Annotated in this window: 18 protein-coding genes and 1 riboswitch; of the genes, 12 read left to right on the top strand and 6 right to left on the bottom strand. The window is 75.1% G+C overall.

Annotation, left to right across the window (positions count from 1 at the left end; genetic code table 11):
- The first annotated feature begins 48 nt into the window (after nt 1-48).
- The 3 genes from ACIP9D_RS27880 to ACIP9D_RS27870 all read left to right on the top strand — a co-directional run bounded on the left by ACIP9D_RS27880 (nt 49) and on the right by ACIP9D_RS27870 (nt 2,990).
- The gene (locus ACIP9D_RS27880; RefSeq protein WP_350874117.1) at nt 49-963 is read left to right on the top strand and encodes a cation diffusion facilitator family transporter; all 915 of its coding nucleotides are present in this window, start codon (nt 49-51) and stop codon (nt 961-963) included.
- 153 nt (nt 964-1,116) lie between these two features.
- Nucleotides 1,117-1,246: riboswitch (cyclic di-AMP (ydaO/yuaA leader) on the top strand.
- Nucleotides 1,247-1,250: 4 nt separating this feature from the next.
- Nucleotides 1,251-2,321, top strand: coding sequence for a hypothetical protein (locus ACIP9D_RS27875; protein WP_350874116.1), 1,071 nt, complete (start codon nt 1,251-1,253; stop codon nt 2,319-2,321).
- Between the two features lie 147 nt (nt 2,322-2,468).
- Entirely contained in the window at nt 2,469-2,990 is a 522-nt protein-coding gene (locus ACIP9D_RS27870) for a hypothetical protein (protein ID WP_350874115.1), read from the top strand.
- Nucleotides 2,991-2,999: 9 nt separating this feature from the next.
- Here ACIP9D_RS27870 and ACIP9D_RS27865 read toward each other — a convergent pair whose 3' ends face one another.
- Nucleotides 3,000-3,470 (bottom strand): SRPBCC family protein, encoded by a 471-nt coding sequence (locus ACIP9D_RS27865; protein ID WP_350874114.1) that lies wholly within the window; start codon nt 3,468-3,470, stop codon nt 3,000-3,002.
- Nucleotides 3,471-3,540: 70 nt separating this feature from the next.
- Nucleotides 3,541-3,903, bottom strand: a complete 363-nt coding sequence (locus ACIP9D_RS27860; RefSeq protein WP_350874113.1) for an STAS domain-containing protein — start codon at nt 3,901-3,903, stop codon at nt 3,541-3,543.
- A 352-nt stretch (nt 3,904-4,255) separates the two neighbouring features.
- Between ACIP9D_RS27860 and ACIP9D_RS27855 the strand changes: the two genes are divergently transcribed.
- Together ACIP9D_RS27855 and ACIP9D_RS27850 are read left to right on the top strand one after the other, a co-directional pair.
- Nucleotides 4,256-4,393 carry a hypothetical protein gene (locus tag ACIP9D_RS27855; protein WP_350874112.1) on the top strand — a complete coding sequence of 46 codons (138 nt, stop codon included), beginning with the start codon at nt 4,256-4,258 and terminating at the stop codon, nt 4,391-4,393.
- 133 nt (nt 4,394-4,526) lie between these two features.
- The gene (locus ACIP9D_RS27850; protein ID WP_350874111.1) at nt 4,527-4,934 is read left to right on the top strand and encodes a hypothetical protein; all 408 of its coding nucleotides are present in this window, start codon (nt 4,527-4,529) and stop codon (nt 4,932-4,934) included.
- Between the two features lie 68 nt (nt 4,935-5,002).
- Here ACIP9D_RS27850 and ACIP9D_RS27845 read toward each other — a convergent pair whose 3' ends face one another.
- Nucleotides 5,003-5,641 (bottom strand): maleylpyruvate isomerase N-terminal domain-containing protein, encoded by a 639-nt coding sequence (locus tag ACIP9D_RS27845; RefSeq protein ID WP_350874110.1) that lies wholly within the window; start codon nt 5,639-5,641, stop codon nt 5,003-5,005.
- Nucleotides 5,642-5,841: 200 nt separating this feature from the next.
- On the opposite strand from ACIP9D_RS27845, the gene ACIP9D_RS27840 reads away from it, so the two are divergent.
- From ACIP9D_RS27840 to ACIP9D_RS27830, 3 genes are read left to right on the top strand one after another with little or no spacing between them, the layout of a single operon-like run.
- Nucleotides 5,842-6,528, top strand: a complete 687-nt coding sequence (locus ACIP9D_RS27840) for a BON domain-containing protein (protein ID WP_350874109.1) — start codon at nt 5,842-5,844, stop codon at nt 6,526-6,528.
- A 54-nt stretch (nt 6,529-6,582) separates the two neighbouring features.
- Entirely contained in the window at nt 6,583-7,080 is a 498-nt protein-coding gene (locus tag ACIP9D_RS27835; RefSeq protein ID WP_350874108.1) for a redoxin domain-containing protein, read from the top strand.
- Complete coding sequence (locus ACIP9D_RS27830; RefSeq protein ID WP_350874107.1) at nt 7,077-7,625, top strand: thioredoxin domain-containing protein; 549 nt, start codon at nt 7,077-7,079, stop codon at nt 7,623-7,625. Before ACIP9D_RS27835 ends, ACIP9D_RS27830 begins: the two co-directional genes overlap by 4 nt.
- A gap of 3 nt (nt 7,626-7,628) precedes the next feature.
- Here the strand turns inward: ACIP9D_RS27830 and ACIP9D_RS27825 are convergent, their stop codons facing one another.
- Nucleotides 7,629-10,490 carry a LuxR C-terminal-related transcriptional regulator gene (locus tag ACIP9D_RS27825; RefSeq protein WP_350874106.1) on the bottom strand — a complete coding sequence of 954 codons (2,862 nt, stop codon included), beginning with the start codon at nt 10,488-10,490 and terminating at the stop codon, nt 7,629-7,631.
- 157 nt (nt 10,491-10,647) lie between these two features.
- On the opposite strand from ACIP9D_RS27825, the gene ACIP9D_RS27820 reads away from it, so the two are divergent.
- The 4 genes from ACIP9D_RS27820 to serS all read left to right on the top strand — a co-directional run bounded on the left by ACIP9D_RS27820 (nt 10,648) and on the right by serS (nt 14,820).
- Nucleotides 10,648-11,091 carry a hypothetical protein gene (locus tag ACIP9D_RS27820; protein WP_400451213.1) on the top strand — a complete coding sequence of 148 codons (444 nt, stop codon included), beginning with the start codon at nt 10,648-10,650 and terminating at the stop codon, nt 11,089-11,091.
- Between the two features lie 39 nt (nt 11,092-11,130).
- The gene (locus ACIP9D_RS27815; RefSeq protein WP_350874105.1) at nt 11,131-12,324 is read left to right on the top strand and encodes a saccharopine dehydrogenase NADP-binding domain-containing protein; all 1,194 of its coding nucleotides are present in this window, start codon (nt 11,131-11,133) and stop codon (nt 12,322-12,324) included.
- A gap of 47 nt (nt 12,325-12,371) precedes the next feature.
- The gene (locus ACIP9D_RS27810; RefSeq protein ID WP_350874222.1) at nt 12,372-13,430 is read left to right on the top strand and encodes a MerR family transcriptional regulator; all 1,059 of its coding nucleotides are present in this window, start codon (nt 12,372-12,374) and stop codon (nt 13,428-13,430) included.
- A gap of 103 nt (nt 13,431-13,533) precedes the next feature.
- A complete protein-coding gene (gene serS / locus ACIP9D_RS27805; RefSeq protein WP_350874104.1) occupies nt 13,534-14,820 on the top strand; it encodes a serine--tRNA ligase in 1,287 nt (428 codons plus the stop codon).
- A gap of 68 nt (nt 14,821-14,888) precedes the next feature.
- On the opposite strand, the gene ACIP9D_RS27800 is transcribed toward serS, so the two are convergent.
- Both ACIP9D_RS27800 and ACIP9D_RS27795 read right to left on the bottom strand, forming a co-directional pair.
- Nucleotides 14,889-15,740 carry a cytochrome c biogenesis protein CcdA gene (locus ACIP9D_RS27800; RefSeq protein WP_350874103.1) on the bottom strand — a complete coding sequence of 284 codons (852 nt, stop codon included), beginning with the start codon at nt 15,738-15,740 and terminating at the stop codon, nt 14,889-14,891.
- Entirely contained in the window at nt 15,737-16,372 is a 636-nt protein-coding gene (locus ACIP9D_RS27795; RefSeq protein WP_350874102.1) for a redoxin domain-containing protein, read from the bottom strand. Before ACIP9D_RS27795 ends, ACIP9D_RS27800 begins: the two co-directional genes overlap by 4 nt.
- Nucleotides 16,373-16,376 lie beyond the last annotated feature (4 nt).

Here is a 16,376-nt window from a genome sequence, read left to right as displayed (position 1 = left end):
TGTGAGCATATATTTGACCGGTCCGGACCGTCGGCGGAGGGTGAGTTGGTGGGCGCAGGTCATGACCACCACGGGTCGGTGGCGAACGCCGCGCAGCATCACCGTGGCCGGCTCTGGGCGGCCTTCGCCCTGCTGAGCGGCCTGATGGTGGTCGAGGCCGTGGCCGCGTTCCGCACCGGCTCGCTGGCCCTGCTCTCCGACGCCGGGCACATGTTCACCGACGTGCTCGGCATCGGCATGGCGCTCGCCGCGATCACCGCCAGCCGGCACGCCAACCAGGATCCGCAACGCACCTTCGGCCTCTACCGGCTCGAGGTGCTCGCCGCGCTGGCGAACGCCGTCCTGCTCTCCGGCGTCGCGGTCTACGTGGTGGTCGAGGCAGTCGGCCGCTTCGGCGACCCGCCGGAGGTGCTGGCCGGTCCGGTGCTGGTGGTGGCCACGCTGGGCCTGCTCGCCAACCTGGGCGCCTTCGCGCTGCTGCGCTCGGCCGCCCGGGAGAGCATCAACCTGCAGGGCGCCTACCTCGAGGTGCTCGGCGACCTGCTCGGCTCGCTCGGCGTGATCGGCGCGGCGGCGCTCATCGCGGTGACCGACTGGTGGTGGGCCGACCCGCTGGTCGCGGTGGCCATCGGCGTGTTCATCCTGCCCCGCACCTGGCGGCTCGGGCGGGCCGCGGTCCGCATCCTGGTCCAGGCCGCCCCGGAGCACCTGCAGGTGACCGCCGTGCACGACCGGTTGGTCGAGGTGCCCGGCGTGGCCGGCGTCCACGACCTGCACGTCTGGACGCTCACCTCGGGCATGGAGGTGGCCTCCGCGCACCTCACCATGTCGCCCGGGGCCGACGTCGGCGCGGTGCTCGCCGCCGCCCGGACGGCGCTCAGCGAGGACTTCCACATCGAGCACGCCACCTTGCAGATCGAGCCCGGAGCTACCTCCGGGGCCTGCGGGCCGGTGGAGTGGTGATGAGGGCAGTCTTAATTCAAGGTGGCTATCGTCCGCTTACGCCGGATTTTCCGGTAACCACAGCAACACCCTCCGTCACTTCTGCTGCACAGGTCGCCCTGGCACCGGTAGGCTCGGTCCCGGCCTCCGCCAGGCGGCGCCCATCGGCGCCGGCGGTGACCGTCGCCTAATCGCCACACGGCGAGCCGGGGAACCACGTTCGTGGGGTGCATCCGCGTCAGCGGTAGGGATCTTCCGTCCCGAACCCGTCAGCTAACCCGGTCGGCGGCTGACGGAAGGACATGTGCATGCCACCAGTGGCACCCGTACGACGACGCGCCGCCCGAATGGCGGCCCTGATCGTCGCGACGCTCGCCCTCGGCGTCGCGATCGCCCCCGGCACCGCCGCCGGGGCCGCTCCCCCGGCCGGTCAGCTCGCGGCGGCCCCCGGGCAGGACGAAGAGGGCGGCACCCCCGCACTGCGGGCTCAGCTCGAGGCGGCCAGCAAGGGCTACCTCGACGCGAAGAGCGCACTCGACCGGTCGGTGAAGCGCCAGCAGCAGCTCGGCACCGAGCTGAAGACCACCGAGGCCGAGCTGAGCGTGCGTAGCGGCAAGGTCGGCGAGATCGCCGGCGTGGCCTACCGCACCGGCCGGCTCGGCGCGATGTCGGCGCTGCTCAACAGCGGCTCCCCGGACGGCTTCATGGACCGGGCCGCCGCCCTGGACGCGGTGGCCGCCAACGAGGACCGGGTGCTGCGCGAGCTGCTGGCCACCCGGGACGAGGCGAACCGGACCCGGGCCGCGCTGGACGGCGAGATCCGCGAGCAGCGCAAGCAGGTCACCGTGATGGCCAAGCGGAAGGAGCAGGCCGAGCGCGCGTTGACCGTGGCCAACAACAACGCCACCCGGGCCGCGGACGTCTCCAACCGGGGCACCTCCACCGCGACGGCCACTCCGGCCCGGCGCAACTCCGACGGCTCCTGGCCCTCGGAGTCGTGCAGCGTCAACGACCCCACCCCGGCCAGCGGCTGCATCACCCCGCGCACGCTGCACGCGCTCAACCAGGCCAAGGCGGCCGGCTTCACCCGGTACGTCTCCTGCCACCGCAACGGTGGCTCGGGCGAGCACCCGAAGGGTCGAGCCTGCGACTTCGCCGCGCAGAAGAGCGGCTTCGGCGGCGACGCCACCGGCGGAGACAAGACCTACGGCAACAACCTGGCGGCGTACTTCATCCGCAACTCCGACCGGCTCGCCGTGCTCTACGTGATCTGGTATCGGCAGATCTGGCTGCCCAGCAGCGGCTGGAAGTCGTACAGCGGGGCGGGCGGAGACCCGTCCAGCGATCACACCAACCACGTGCACCTATCGGTCTACTGACCCGGCCCGCCGGGCGGTCCGGACCACGGGCCGCCCGGCGTACGCACGCCGGAGCGTCGCCACCGGCCGCGCTACGTCACCGGACGTAGCCGAGGTGTCGTCGGTCGCCGGACGAATCGACGGGCCCGCGCGGGCAGCATCGGCGGCATGACCCGGATACCGCCACGCACCCGCAAGGCGCTGCTCACGCTGCACCTGGTCACCTCGCTCGGGTGGCTCGGCACCGACCTGGTCCTGCTCACCCTCGGCATCTCCGTGCAGCGGGGCGCCGACCCGGCGGTGGTCTACCCGGTCGCCGCGCTGATCGGCACTGCCCTCTTCGCCCCGCTCAGCATGCTGGTCTGGTTGGTGGGCGTGGCCAGCGCGCTGCTCACCCCGTGGGGACTGCTACGGCACCGCTGGGTGCTGGTCAAGCTGCTCATCACGACGGTGATGGTCGGGCTGGTGCTGCTGCTGCTCACGCCGAACCTGCGCGCCGCCGGGGAACTCGGCGCCACCCTGCCGTCGCGGGACCGGGCCGACCTGGTGATCGCGCCCGCCGTGTCCACCACTTTGATGATCATTGCGACCGTGCTCTCCACCTACAAACCGTGGGGCCGGCTACGTCGGGCGGCCGGGCCGGTCGGCAGCCGCCGCCCGTCGGCGATGACCGGACGCCCGGCGCGCTGACCTCCGGCGTCAGTCGGTGGCGCTCGGGCCGCCCGGGGCCGCGTCCAGCACCGCGCCGAGCCGGCTGGCCAGGGCGAGGTGCGCCGCCTGCGCCTGCCGGAAGGCGTACCGGAACAGGGGCGCCGGCGCGGCGAGGGTGATCTCGACGTCGATCCGGACCAGCCCGCCGGGCTCGACGCGCAGCCGGGTGTGGTTGCGCACCGTGGTCGCCGGCCACTGCCGGGCCACCAGAACGATCTCGTCGTCGGTGCTGACCAGCAGGTCTGCCTGGTAGGTCGTCCGGAACCGGAGCGGACCGGCGGCCAACCGGTCGCTGATCGCGTAGCTGGCGCGCGCCCCGGGCCGGGGCGGCAGCTGCCGCACCTCGATGATCAGCGGATGCAGTTCGCCCTGCCGCCGCAGGTCAGACAGGAGCGCGGTGGCCTCGGCGAGGGAGCACCGCGCCTGGACGGTGTAGCTGAACGAGTCTCGCCTGAGCACACCGTCTCCCCGCCGCCGTTGGTCGCCCGATCGTCGCGTACGCCGGGCGGGCTGGCAACGCCCGTACGGCTCAGGCGCCGGGGAGCACCTCGGGGGCGGCGTTGCCGGCGTAGTAGGGCTCGGGCGCGCCGAAGAGCCCGAGCAGGCCGGTCACCCAGAGCTGCCGGTGCACGAACCGGCTCGGCTCGGTGACCAGCAGCTTGACCCCGCTCACCTCGGCGGTCTGGAAGCCGGCGACCATCGCGCTGATGCCGACGGAGTCGATGAAGGTGACGAGCCGCATGTTGAGCTCGATCCGGGCCGGGCGCCCCTTGGCGAGCACTTCGGCGATCGCCTCGCGCACCTCGTACGCGGTGTCGACATCGATCTCGCCGCGCGGGGCGATCTCCACGACACCACCGGACAGAACCGACTTCACAATCGACAGGCTCACGCGAGCACCTCCACCCGCCCGTCCCCCGGGCGCCTCATCAGTACGCGGGCCGCGACCGAGAGTATTCCGCTGACGCCCTCGGTCGCCACCCCTCAGGATGAGCAATTCGCGGATCAGGGCACACTTCGTCACCCTTGTCCGGACTCTTCTCTTCGTCTGTTCGTTCAGCGAATCGCCAAACCGACGCGTCGCCGGACCAGGGTAACCGGTGCCCGCCACCGCGGCCGAAACGGCGCGGGCCCGGCGTGCCCCACCGCCGACCCGGAGCGCCGGGATGCGCGCGGACGGTCCGTGCGGTTGCCAGCGCTGCCTAGCATCGGCCGGGAGTGCACCGCGACGGAGAGGACCATCGATGATCAAGAGACTGGCCGGGCTGGCCGGCGTCGCCGCCCTGCTCGCCCTCGCCCTGGCCTGCGGCTTCGGCGGCGGAGACGACGACGATGACGACGACGACTTCGCCCGCGGCGCGGCCGTGGTCGTGCTGCACTGAACCCACCGCCCGAGGGGCGGGGTTTGCGGCGCCGGCGGGCGGGGCACTGGCGGGTTAGGCGAACCGTGACGCGCTGGACAAACGCCGGAGTCCGAAGTGGCCGCCGACTCCGGCACCCGAGGAGGTAATCACGATGTTCGGAACCAACCTGGTGGACCGCCGCAACAAGCCCGAGCGGATCGCGGACCAGGCGTGGCAGCAGCTGGTCTCCGCCGTCAACGCCGCGGGGGACAGTGTCCGGGACACCGCCCGGTCCGCCCGCCGCGGTGGTCATCGCCTCGGTGACGAGGCCGGCGACCTGGTCGGTTCCGCCGCCGACGAGGCTCGCCACCGGGCCAGCCTCGCCTTCGACGCGCTCGCCGGCCGCCGGCCGGCGCTGCCCTGGACGCTGCTGATCGGCGCCGCACTGGTCGGCGCCGCCATCGGCTGGGCCGCCGGCACCGCTGCCCGGGCCGCCGGCAGCCGCGAGGATCGCGCCGCGGACGACATCGAGTTCGTCGACGTGGACCGGCCGAACTCCCCGGTCGGCCAGGACGGCTGACCGCCCGAGCCACCCGACACGGGCCCCGACCGATCACCGTCGGTCGGGGCCTTCGCGTGCCGCCCGGATCAGAACGCGTTGATCAGGGCGGGAGCCCGCTCGGCCCGGGTCAGCGCCCGCAACACCGCCGGCTGGCCGTGTCGACGCACCGCGAGGCGGGCGAGCAGGGACAGCACCGGGTCGATCACCTCGGCGGGCAGCTGCGGGGTGGGCACGTCGACGCTGACCGCCAGGTCGTCGGAGTGCACCGCCAGCTCCATCAGCCGGGTGGTCAGGAAGTCGTCCAGGGCGAGCGACCACGGGCCCCGGGCCAGGTGCACCACCCGGTCCGCCGGCTCGTCGGCCAGCGCCTCGGCCAGCCGCCGCACCGCCGCCGCGGTCCCCTCGACGAGCGCGGCGGCTCCGGCCACCGCGATCTTCTCCCCCGCCCGACGGATGCCCACGTTCACCTCGTCGTCGACGCTCGCGCCGCCCCAGCTCCCGCGCGCGTAGTGGTCGAGCAGCCCGATCGGGTCGCCCTCCGGTACCGGCTCGGCCAGCACCGCCTCGACCTGGAAGACCTGCGAGGCGAGGTGCCCGGCGAGGCCGGCGACGCCGAACTCGGCGAGCGCGCTGGGCGCGTCCCAGCGGGCGGCGACCGCGGGCTCGCCCAGCAGTCCGACGGCGGAGCGCGCGGCGGTGAGATAGGCCGTCCTGATCGGACTCATGTGGTACCTCCTCGGGGTGGCCAGGGCGAGCGTACGACCCGGCCGCCCGGCCCGCCTCTTTGACGGGCTCCCACCGGGTCGGTCGCCCACTGCCCGCCGCACCGGCTCACCCCGGTCGGGCGAGGGGGTTTCACCCCGGCAGGCGACAGGATCGGTGCAGGCCGGGGTGCGTGCCGCCCCACGAACCTCAGGAGGGACAGATGGCCACCGCGACGATCACGCGTACCGACCAGGACATCCAGTCCGACGTCCTCGACGAGCTCACCTGGGAGCCACGGGTACGCCCCCACGAGATCGGGGTGACCGTCGCCGAGGGCGTCGTCACGTTGACCGGCCGGGTGGACAGCTACGCGAAGAAGTGGGCGGCCGAGCGGGCCGCGCACCGGGTGGCCATGGTCCGGGCGGTCGCCAACGACCTGACCGTCCAACTGCCCGGTGGGGCGGAACGCGCCGATCCGGACATCGCCTCCGACGTGGGACGCGCGCTGGAGTGGGACGCGTTCGTCCCGGTCGAGCAGCTGCAGGTGACCGTCTCCGCCGGCTGGGTGACGATGCACGGCGAGGTCGAGTGGGAGTACCAGCGGCGGGCCGCCGAACGCGTGGTCAGCCGGCTGCGCGGCGTGCAGGGGGTCAGCAACGGCGTCACCGTCCGCCCGGCCATCCGCCCGGACGGGCACGAACTGGTCCAGCGGATAGTCGACGCGCTCGCCCGCAACCGGGCCAGCGAGGCCGAGCGGGTCACCGTACGGGTGCACGGCGACACCGTGCTGCTGTCCGGACTGGTCCACTCGATCCCGGAACGTGCCGAGGTGGAGCGGGTGGCCTGGTCCGCGCCGGGAATCCGGGAGGTGCAGAACCAGATCGCGGTCGCCCCGGTGCTGCACTGAACCACCCGGGCCGGGTGAGCCGGCCTCACCCGCCCGCAGGCGAGCGTGGGAACCATGACTGATCCGAACGGGCTGATCAGACCGGGGCGGCCGGCGCCGGACTTCTCCCTGCCGGCCACCCCGGACGGGCAGCACACCGGACCCGGCGAGTACCGCGGGCGGCCGGTGGTGCTCGCCTTCTACCCGGCCGACTGGAGCCCGGTCTGCGGCGACCAGATGGCGCTCTACCAGGCCGCCATGCCGGAGTTCGACCGCTACCGGGCGGCCGTGCTGGGCATTTCGGTGGACAGCATCTGGTCGCACCGGGCGTTCGCCGAGAACCAGGGCATCGCGTTCCCGCTGCTGGCCGACTTCGAGCCCAAGGGCGAGGTCGCTCGCGCGTACGGCGCGTACACCCCGCGGGGCGAGGCCGCCCGGGCGCTGGTGGTGCTCGACCCGGACGGCGCCGTCGCCTGGAGCCACCTCTCCCCGCCAGATGTCAACCCGGGCGCCGACGGCATTCTGGACGCCCTGGAGCGGCTCGGCACCGATCGGCAGGTGGTGGCCGGATGACCACGCCACTGCAGGTCACCGCCCGTCTTCGGACGCCGGTGACCGAGAGCGACCATGTCCGGGGCGCGGTGGACGCGCCGGTGACCGTCGTCGAGTACGGCGACTTCCAGTGCCAGTACTGCGGCGCCGCGTACCCCAACCTGCACGATCTGCTCCGGCAGCGGGAGGGGACGGTGCGCCTGGTCTTCCGCCACTTCCCGATCGCCAACGTGCACCCGTACGCCGAGAGCGCCGCCGAGGCGGCCGAGGCCGCCGGGGCCCGGGGTCGGTTCTGGGAGATGCACGACTGGCTCTACGAGCACCAGGACCAGCTCGACCCGGTGCACCTGTCACTCGGCGTCGAGCAGCTCGGCCTGCCGCCGGAGGAGATCGGCGCCGAGGTGGAGCGGCAGGCGTACGCCGACCGGGTGCGGCGGGACTTCGTCGGCGGCATCCGCAGCGGGGTGAACGGCACCCCGACGCTCTTCGTCAACGACGTCCGCCACGACGGCGGTTACGCCCTGCCCGACCTGCTCGCCGCGGTGGACGCGGCAGCCGACACCTGAGCCTCAGATTAGCCGCAGCTCGCGCGCCCGCCGTACCGCTTCGCGGCGGCGGGTCGCGTCGAGCTTGCGGTAGATGTTGCGCACGTGGGTCTTCACCGTGTTGACCGACAGGGACAGCTCGCTGGCGATCTCCACGTTGGACAGGATGCTCTGCAGGTAGCGCAGGATGGTCAGCTCCCGCTCGGTGAGCGGCTCGTCCAGCGCCGGGCCCGGCTCCACCGGGCCCCGCTCCGCCGGCACGTCCGCGCCGCGGACCAGGTCGCTCACCATCGGCCAGTGCGCGGTGCCGCTGTCCAGATGGGTGGTGAGGAGGTGCCGGACGGCCGGCTCGGCCCGGGTGAAGACCCGCCGGAAGCCGTCCGGACCGGCCAGGTCGAGCACCTCCTCCAGGAGCCGGCCGGCCCGACGCTCGTCCCCGCCCTGCCGAGCCAGGACCGCGTCGAGGAGGCCGGCCTGCAGGCGTACCGGCAGCGGCCAGTCGGCCGCGTCCGGCGCGCGCCAGTCCGGTAGCGCCCGCCCAGCGGCCCGCGGATCACCGGCCCGCAGCTCGACCCGGGCCAGCGCGACCGCGATCGGCGCCACCGGCTCGACCCGCTCACCGACCCGGCCGGCGAGCAGCTCCCGGGCGCCGTCCAGGTCGCCCCGGGCACCACGCAGATCCGCCTCGGCGGCCAGCAGCCAGTGCCCCAGCTCGGCGGCGGCGGGTCGGTCGGCGAGCCGGTCCCGGGCCTCGGCCAGCAGCCGCTGCCCGGCCGCCGGCTCACCCCGGTCGTGCAGCAGCTGGGCCCGGCAGAGCGCGGCCGCCGTCGCGGCGGTGAGCTCACCCGCCGGGACCTCGCGGCCGGGTGGACGCTCGTCCGGCTCCGCGCCGCCGGTCGCGGGCGTGGCGAGCGTCAGGTTCGCGGCGGCCTCCTCGGGCTGGTCGCGGTGCAACGCCACCACGGCGAGCGTCAGGTAGGCGTACCCGCAGTCCAGCCGGCAGGCCCAGCCGTGACAGGGCGGCATGGACAGCGCGTCCCGGGCCGCCGCCTCGGCCGCGCGCAGCTCACCGCGGAGCGCGTGCAGCAATGCCGAACGGCTGGCGCCGACCAGCTCGGTGCGCGGCCGGCCGGCCTCCCGGGCCGCCGTCAGCGCGCGGTCGAACCGCGCCGTGGGCAGCTGCCCGTCGGCCAGCTCCGCCAACCCGAGCGCCGTACCGGCGAAGGCACGCAGGTCGGCGTCGTCGGTCGCGGTTCCGCGCGGCCCGGCGCCGCTCGACGACACCGGGAGCGGCTCGGCCGCCGTCGGCTCGGCGCCGGGCGACGCTCCGGCGGGCGGGAGCGGCCGGCCCCGGACCAGTCGGGCCGCCGCGGCGCGTACCTCGGCGTGGTCACCGGCCAGCCGGGCCAGGGTCAGCTCCAGCGTGGTGGCCAGCCGCAGGAACCGGTCGCGACGCGGGGTGGGCAGCGCGTCGGCGTTCGCGGCGGCGGTGCGCAGGTACGCCTCGGCGGCCGTGGCGTCACCCGCGTACGCCCGCTCGGCGGCGCAGGCGAGCGCCAGCTCCGGGTCGCGGCGCACGGCCTCGGCCGGCGGGGCCGCCGGCGCCGGTCCGGCCGCGCCGACCTGGTCGTACGGGGCCAACTCCGGCCAGTGCGCGATGAAGAGTTCGGTGGCCCGGTCCCACCGCCCGGCGGCGAGCGCGTGCCGCAGCCCCTCGGCCGGCCGGCCGTTGTCGGCGTACCAGCCGGCGGCGCGCAGGTGCAGCTCGCGCAGCTCCTCGCCGGGGAGCCGGGCCAGTTCGGCCCGGAGCAGGTCGGTGAGCAGCGGATGGCAGCGGTACCAGGGCGGGCGGCTGTCGTCGCGGCTCAACAGACCGCCGTCGCCGGCCAGGTCGGCCAGCGTCCGCTCGGCGTCCGAACCGCCGGTGAGCGCGTCCGCCAGATCCGCGCAGACCGTCTCGGCGAGCGCCGTCCGGCGCAGCAGTTCGCGGGCCGGCGGGTCCACCGCGGCCAGCACCTCCTCGTGCAGGTACCCGGCGATCTCCGGCTGGTCGCCGCCGTACTGCGCGACCCAGCGAGCCGGGTCCGGCTGCCGGCGCAGCGCCAACGCGGCGAACCGGAGCGCCGCCGGCCAGCCGCCGGTCCGCTCCCGCAGCCGGCGCAGCGCCGTGCCGGGCAGCTGCACCCCGTGCGCGCTCAGAAGGTCGGCCACCTCGTCGTCGGTGAAGGCGAGCTCGTCCGGGCCGATCTCGGTCAGCTCCCCGGCGAGCCGCAGCCGGTGCACGGCCAGCGGCAGGCCGGCCCGGGCACCGACGATCAGGCGCAGCCGCTGGTCGGCGTGCCGGAGCAGGAACTCCAGACCGGCCAGCGCCGCCGGGTCGGTGACCCGGTGCAGGTCGTCCAGGACCAGCAGCACCGGCCGCTCGCGGGCGGCCAGCGCGGCGGCCAGCAGCTCCAGTTGGTCGGGGCGGGGCGGGCGGTCCGGCACCGGCGCCGCCGCCAGGCTCAGCGGGTCCGCCGTGGCGCGCAGCGCCGCCGCCAGGTACGACCAGAGCCGGTCGCCGTCGTCGCCGGACTCCACGGACACCCACGCCGGGGCCGGCCGGGCGGGGTCGTCGACGCTGCCGTCCGGGCGCACCTCGGCCCCCTCCCCCGCGCCGGCGTCGACCAGCCGGATCCAGGAGACGAGCAGGGTGCTCTTGCCCCAGCCGGCCGGGGCGCGGACCAGGGTGACCGGCCCGGCGCTGCCGGAATCGAGCCGGCGCAGCAGCCGGGGCCGGGCCACCACCGGCTCGGGCGGCGCGGGCGGGGTCAGCCGCGAGGCCAGCAGCGGTGGGCCGGCCGGCGCCACCGTCTCCACCCGTGCTCCGCTCTGCTGCTCCGGCATCCGGCCCACCCCCACGGACGCGTTCCACCCCCGGTCGGCGGGCGGTTACCCGGCGCGGGCCGGTTCACCCCTTCGGGGCGAGCCCGCTTCACCCGCACCGGGCCGAGGATCGGGTGCGGGACGGATCTGGTGCCGCGAAGGAGGCGGGAGGGACGAGGTGGGACGTTTCGGGCGGCTGGCCGGCTGGGCGCTCGCCCTCGCCGGATCGGTGGCCGCCGGGGCGGTGGCCCGGGCACCGGTCGTACCCCGGTGGCCGGGCCGCACCGGCGGACGGCCGGAGCCGGCCCGCTGGCAGGTGGTGACGGTGCACCGCCCGCCGGACGAGGTGCTGCCCGACGGCCGGTGGCCGGAGCCGCTGCGCCGGCTCGACGGGGCGGTGGAGGTGCGGGTACGCCCGGCGCCGGGCGGTCGCGGCAGCGAACTCGCGGCCCGGCCCCGGATCGGGGCGCCCCCGCCCACCGGGCTCGCCGCGCACCTGGTCGGAGACCATCCCGGCCTGCTGCTCGCCGGCGCCCTGCGGCAGGCCAAGCAGCTGGTGGAGACGGGCGAGGTGCTCCGCGCGGACCGCTCGGCGGTGGACCGGGCCGGGCCGGGTGAGTGAGGGTGTGCCGCTCGGCGGGTCGGGTGGCAGACTCTGGGGATGGCTGGGGAGCGGGCATACCAGGTGGTGCTCTTCGGGGCGACCGGGTTCACCGGTGGGTTGACCGCCGACTACCTGGCCCGGCACGCCCCGGCGGGGTTGCGGTGGGCGCTGGCCGGGCGCAGTCCCGCCAAGCTGGCCGCGGTGCGGGAGCGGCTCGCCGGGATCGATCCGGCGCTGGCCGAGCTGCCGCTGCTGACCGCCGACGTCACCGACGCCGACTCGCTGCGCGCGGTGGCGGAGAGCGCCCAGGTGGTCGCCAGCACCGTCGGCCCGTTCATCCACCACGGGGAGCCGCTGGTCGCCGCGTGCGCCCGGGCCGGCACCGACTACCTCGACATCACCGGTGAGCCGGAGTTCGTCGACCTGATGTACCTGCGCCACCACGCCGAGGCGGTCCGCACCGGGGCGCGGCTGGTGCACGCCTGCGGCTTCGACTCGATCCCGCACGACCTGGGCGCCTGGTTCACGATTCGACAGCTCCCCACCGACGTGCCGATCACCGTCGACGGCTTCGTCCGGGCCGGCGGGCGCATCTCCGCCGGCACCTACCACTCGGCGCTCACCGCCTTCTCCCGGGCCGCGCAGGCCAGCCGGGCGGCCCGCGAGCGCCGGGCGGCCGAGCCGCGTCCGGCAGACCGGCGGGTCCGGGCGGTGCCCGGCCGGCTCGCCCGCTCGGCCGAGCTGGGCATGTGGACGGTGCCGCTGCCCACCATCGACCCGCAGGTGGTCCGCCGCTCGGCCGCGGCCCGGCCCGAGTACGGCCCGGACTTCCGCTACCGGCACTTCGCCGCGGTGCGCCGGCTGCCCACCGCGCTGGCCGGCGCGGCCGGCCTCGGTGCCCTGGCCGGCCTGGTGCGGCTGGGGCCCACCCGGCGCTGGCTGCTCGGTCGGCTCGCCTCCGGGCAGGGGCCGACCCCGCAGCAGCGGGCCACGTCGTGGTTCCGGGTCCGGTTCGTCGGCGCGGGCGGCGGCCGGCGGGTCCACACCGAGGTGGCGGGTGGCGACCCCGGCTATGACGAGACGGCGAAGATGCTCGCCGAGTCCGCGCTCTGCCTGGCCCTGGACGACCTGCCGCCGACCGCCGGTCAGGTCACCCCGGTGACCGCGATGGGCGACGCGCTGCTGGGCCGGCTCACCCGGGCCGGGATCACCTTCCGCGTGCTGGACGCCCCGGCCGCGCCGGCGGCTTGACCCTCGACCTGGTCGAGACCACAGGATCACCGGTCGTGGAGAGCGAACTGCGCAGCATCGGCGAGCTGGCCCGGGGCAGCGGCCTCACGGTCAGCGCGCTCCGGTTCTACGACTCGGCAGGGGTGCTGGTGCCGGCCCGGGTGGATCCGACGACCGGCTACCGCTGGTACACCGACGCGCAGCTGGCGTCGGCCCGGCTGGTGGCCGGCCTGCGCCGGGTCGGCATGCCGGTCGCCGAGATCGCCGCCGCGGTACGGGCCGAGCCGGCCGACGTGCACCGGCTGCTGGACGCGCACCAACGCCGGTTGGAGGACGGCCTCGCCGATGCCCGCCGCGAGCTCTCCCGGATCCGTAGCCTGATCGGCCCTGAGGAGCTCACCATGACCACCCGCATCGTCCTGTCCCGCGTCGAGCTGGCGAACGCCGTCGACGCCGTCCGGTTCGCCGTCGGCGACGACCCCGATCTGCCGATGCTGAGCGCCGTCCTGCTGGACGTCGAGCCGGACGGCGTCCGGTTGGTCGCCACCGACCGGCACCGGCTCGCCGTCGCCCGGGCCGGCGGGACGGTCGACGGTCCGCCGGTGCGTGCGCTGCTCCCCGCCGCTGTCGTCGACGAGATCCGGCCCGTGTTGACGGCCGGGCGGAGCGCGGCGGTGACGCTGACCCTGACCGGGGATCGCGTGCTGGTCGCTGTCGACGGCGGCGAGGTCACCGGGGCGACGATGCCGGACGAGTTCCCCGACTACCGGCGGCTGCTGCCCCGGGCCGGGGGCGCGCCGCCGGCGCACCGGTTCCCGGTCGACGCCGCCGCGCTGCGGACCGCACTGCGCGCCCCCGACGCCCCCACGATCGTCCGGGAGCACGACGGGCGGACCTACGCGGTGACGGTGCTCGGCGCCGACGACCACGGGCTACGGATCCTCGGCCCGGACGAGTCGACGGCGGGGATACGGATCGGGGTGGACGGGCGCTACCTGCTCGACGCCCTCGACGCCGCCGGCGACGGGCAGTTGGTGCTGGAGCTGGACGGCCCCATCGCCCCGCTGGCGATCCGCACCTCCGCCGACGAGGACGCCTTCTCCATCCTGATGCCGATCCGCCTCTGACCCGGCCCGAGGCGCCGTCGCGCCCCGGCCCTGTCGGGAAGGGGCGCGACGGTAGCATCTGGGGGTCCCACCCGACTCCCAAGACGGAGGCGTACGGAGCAGCATGCTCGACATGGAGTTGATCCGGAAGGATCGCGAGGCGGTGGCGACCGCGCTGGCGAAGCGACTGGATCCCGCCGAGGTCAACCGGGCGCTGGACGAGATCCAGCGACTCGACCAGGAACGCCGCGCCCTGATCACGGAGATCGACGCCGAGCGGCAGCGCCGCAAGGCGGAGGCGCGGGCGTACGCCGAGGCGAAGCGGGCCGGCGTGGAGCCGCAGGTCACCGCGGCGGAGGCCGAGCGTAAGCAGCTCGCCCAGCTGGAGTCCGAGCTGGACGAGGTGCAGGCCCGGCTGCGATCCGCGATGAGCGAGCTGCCCAACCTGCCCGCCGACGACGTCGTGCCCGGCGGCAAGGAGGCCAACCGGGTGGTGAAGACCTTCGGCGAGCCCCCGGTGATCGAGAAGGTCCGCGACCACATCGAGCTGAGCCGCGCGCTGGGCCTGGTCGACCACGAGCGGGGGGTCAAGCTCGGCGGCTCCGGCTTCTGGATGTACACCGGGGTCGGTGCCCGGCTGGAGTGGGCACTGATCAACTGGTTCATCGACGAGCACGTCAAGGCCGGCTACGAGTTCCTGCTCCCGCCGCACCTGCTGCTCGACACCGCCGGCTTCGCCGCCGGCCAGTTCCCCAAGTTCTACGACGACGTCTACCACCTGGACCGGGAGTCGGCCCCGCGCGGGCAGTTCCTGCTGCCCACCTCGGAGACCGCGATCCTCGGGGCCTACCAGGACGAGATCCTGGAGACCCCGAAGCTGCCGCTGAAGGCGTTCGCCTACACCCCCTGCTACCGCCGGGAGGCGGCCGGCTCGCACTCCGACGAGCGCGGCACCGTCCGGGGCCACCAGTTCAACAAGGTGGAGATCTTCCAGTTCACCCTGCCCGAGCAGGCCGACGCGGCGCTCGAGGAGATGCTCAGCCACGCGGAGAGCCTGGTCGAGCGGCTGGGCCTGCACTACCAGCGCAGCCTGCTCTCCGCCGGCGACGCCAGCGCGTCGATGAAGAAGACCCTCGACATCGAGGTGTGGATGCCGAGCACCGGCAAGTACAAGGAGGTCTCGTCGGTCTCCTGGGCCGGCGACTACCAGGCGCGCCGGGCGGCCATCCGCTACCGCGAGCCGGGCGGCAAGCAGACCCGGTTCGTGCACACGCTCAACGGCTCGGCGCTGGCCACCAGCCGGCTCTTCCCGGCCATCCTGGAGCAGTTCCAGCAGCCCGACGGCTCGGTGCTGCTGCCCGAGGTCCTGCACGACCGGATGGGCACCGACCGCCTAACCCCCACCCGCTGACCCACCACCCGCCCCACGCGTCGATCATGCAGTTGTGGTGCCCGGTAGCTACGTTTTCGTACCTTCCGTCACCCACCACGACTGCATGATCGACGCGTTGCGCGGCGGGACAGGGTAGCGAGGAGGAGGAGTACGGCGAGCGTTACGGCGAGGGTTGTCGGACCTATCGCGTCCAGGGCATCGGCGAGGGCGCGTTGGATCCGGGTCGCGGCGAGCACCACCGGGTCACCGAAGGCGTCCCGCCGGCCGGCGGTGAGCCGCACCTCGTACCAGCCGTACCAGGCGACGTAGCCGCCTGCGGCGACCAGCACCAGACCGCTGAGCCGGGGCACCAGCGCGCCGGCGCCGCGCAGCCGGGCCACCAGCCCGTCGCGCACCAGCGCCACGCCGAGCGCGGCCACCGCGACCACCAGTCCCATCCCGATCGCGTACGCCCCGAAGAGCGCCAGCCCGCGCGGGGTCGACCCGGCCTGCAGGCTGGTCACCACGATGGCCAGGAACGGCGCGATCGCGCAGCCGAGCGAGGCGACCGCGTACGCCGCGCCGAAGAGCACCGTGGACGCCCAGGAACGGGTCAGCCGGGGGGCCCGGGTGAACCGTCCCGGCGCGGGTAGCCGCCGGCCGGCGAGCAGCCAGGCGCCGGCGGCCACCAGCAGCAGCCCGAGTGCCACGGTGACCCAGGGCAGCCGGGGTCTCAGCCACCCGGCGAGCGGGGCGAGCGCCAGGCCGAAGGCGCCGAAGACCAGCACGTACCCCAGGGTCAGGCCGGCGGCGGCGCTGAGCGCGCGGCCGACGGCGCCCCGGGCGCCCGGCGCGCCGGCCACCAGCAGCGACAGGTACGCCGGCAGCATCGCGAAGCCGCACGGGTTGACCGCGCCGAGCATGCCGGCGGTCAGCGCCAGCAGCAGAGCGGTCGTCACCGGCCGGCGGCCAGCGCGCCAAGCCGCGCCGTGAGCGCCTCGCCGTCGAGGAAGCCCTGGTGGACCACGCTCCCGTTCCGGTCGATGATCACGAACGTGCTCTGCTCCACCACCTCGAAGCGGCGCCACAGCTTCCCGGCGCGGTCGTCGAGCTGCGGCACCCCGGCCAGTTCGAACTCGGTGACGAAGTCCCGCATGGCCCGCTGCTCGCCGAGCCCGGCGACACCCACGATCGGCACGGTGTCCCGGTAGGTCGGCGCCACCTCGGCCACGGTCCAGGCCTGGCTGGCACAGGTGGCGCACCAGGGGGCCCAGAACCAGAGCACCACCGGCCGACCGGCCAACGCGGCGCCGGAGAAGGACGCGCCGTCCAGGGTGGTGCCGGTGAAGTCGAGAATGTCCGGCACCCGCGCCGCCGGGACGGCCGCCGGGGTCGCCGGAACGGCGGCGCCCGGGCCCGCCACGGCCGGGCTGGCGGCGGCTGCCTCCGGAGCCCCGCCGCCGGTGCAGGCCGACGTGGCCGCGAGCGCGGCGAGCAGGGCGCCGGTCGCGACGAGCCGCCGCACCCGGGCCATCCTCCCCTGCCCCACCCGGGCCGCCCGGGGTGGTTGCCCGGCCTTCACCGTCTGCATCGCC

The sequence above is a fragment of the Micromonospora sp. NPDC093243 genome, from assembly GCF_044753725.1.
In the GTDB taxonomy this organism is placed as follows: Bacteria; Actinomycetota; Actinomycetes; order Mycobacteriales; family Micromonosporaceae; genus Micromonospora.
This window is presented reverse-complemented; position numbering and strand designations above follow the sequence as displayed.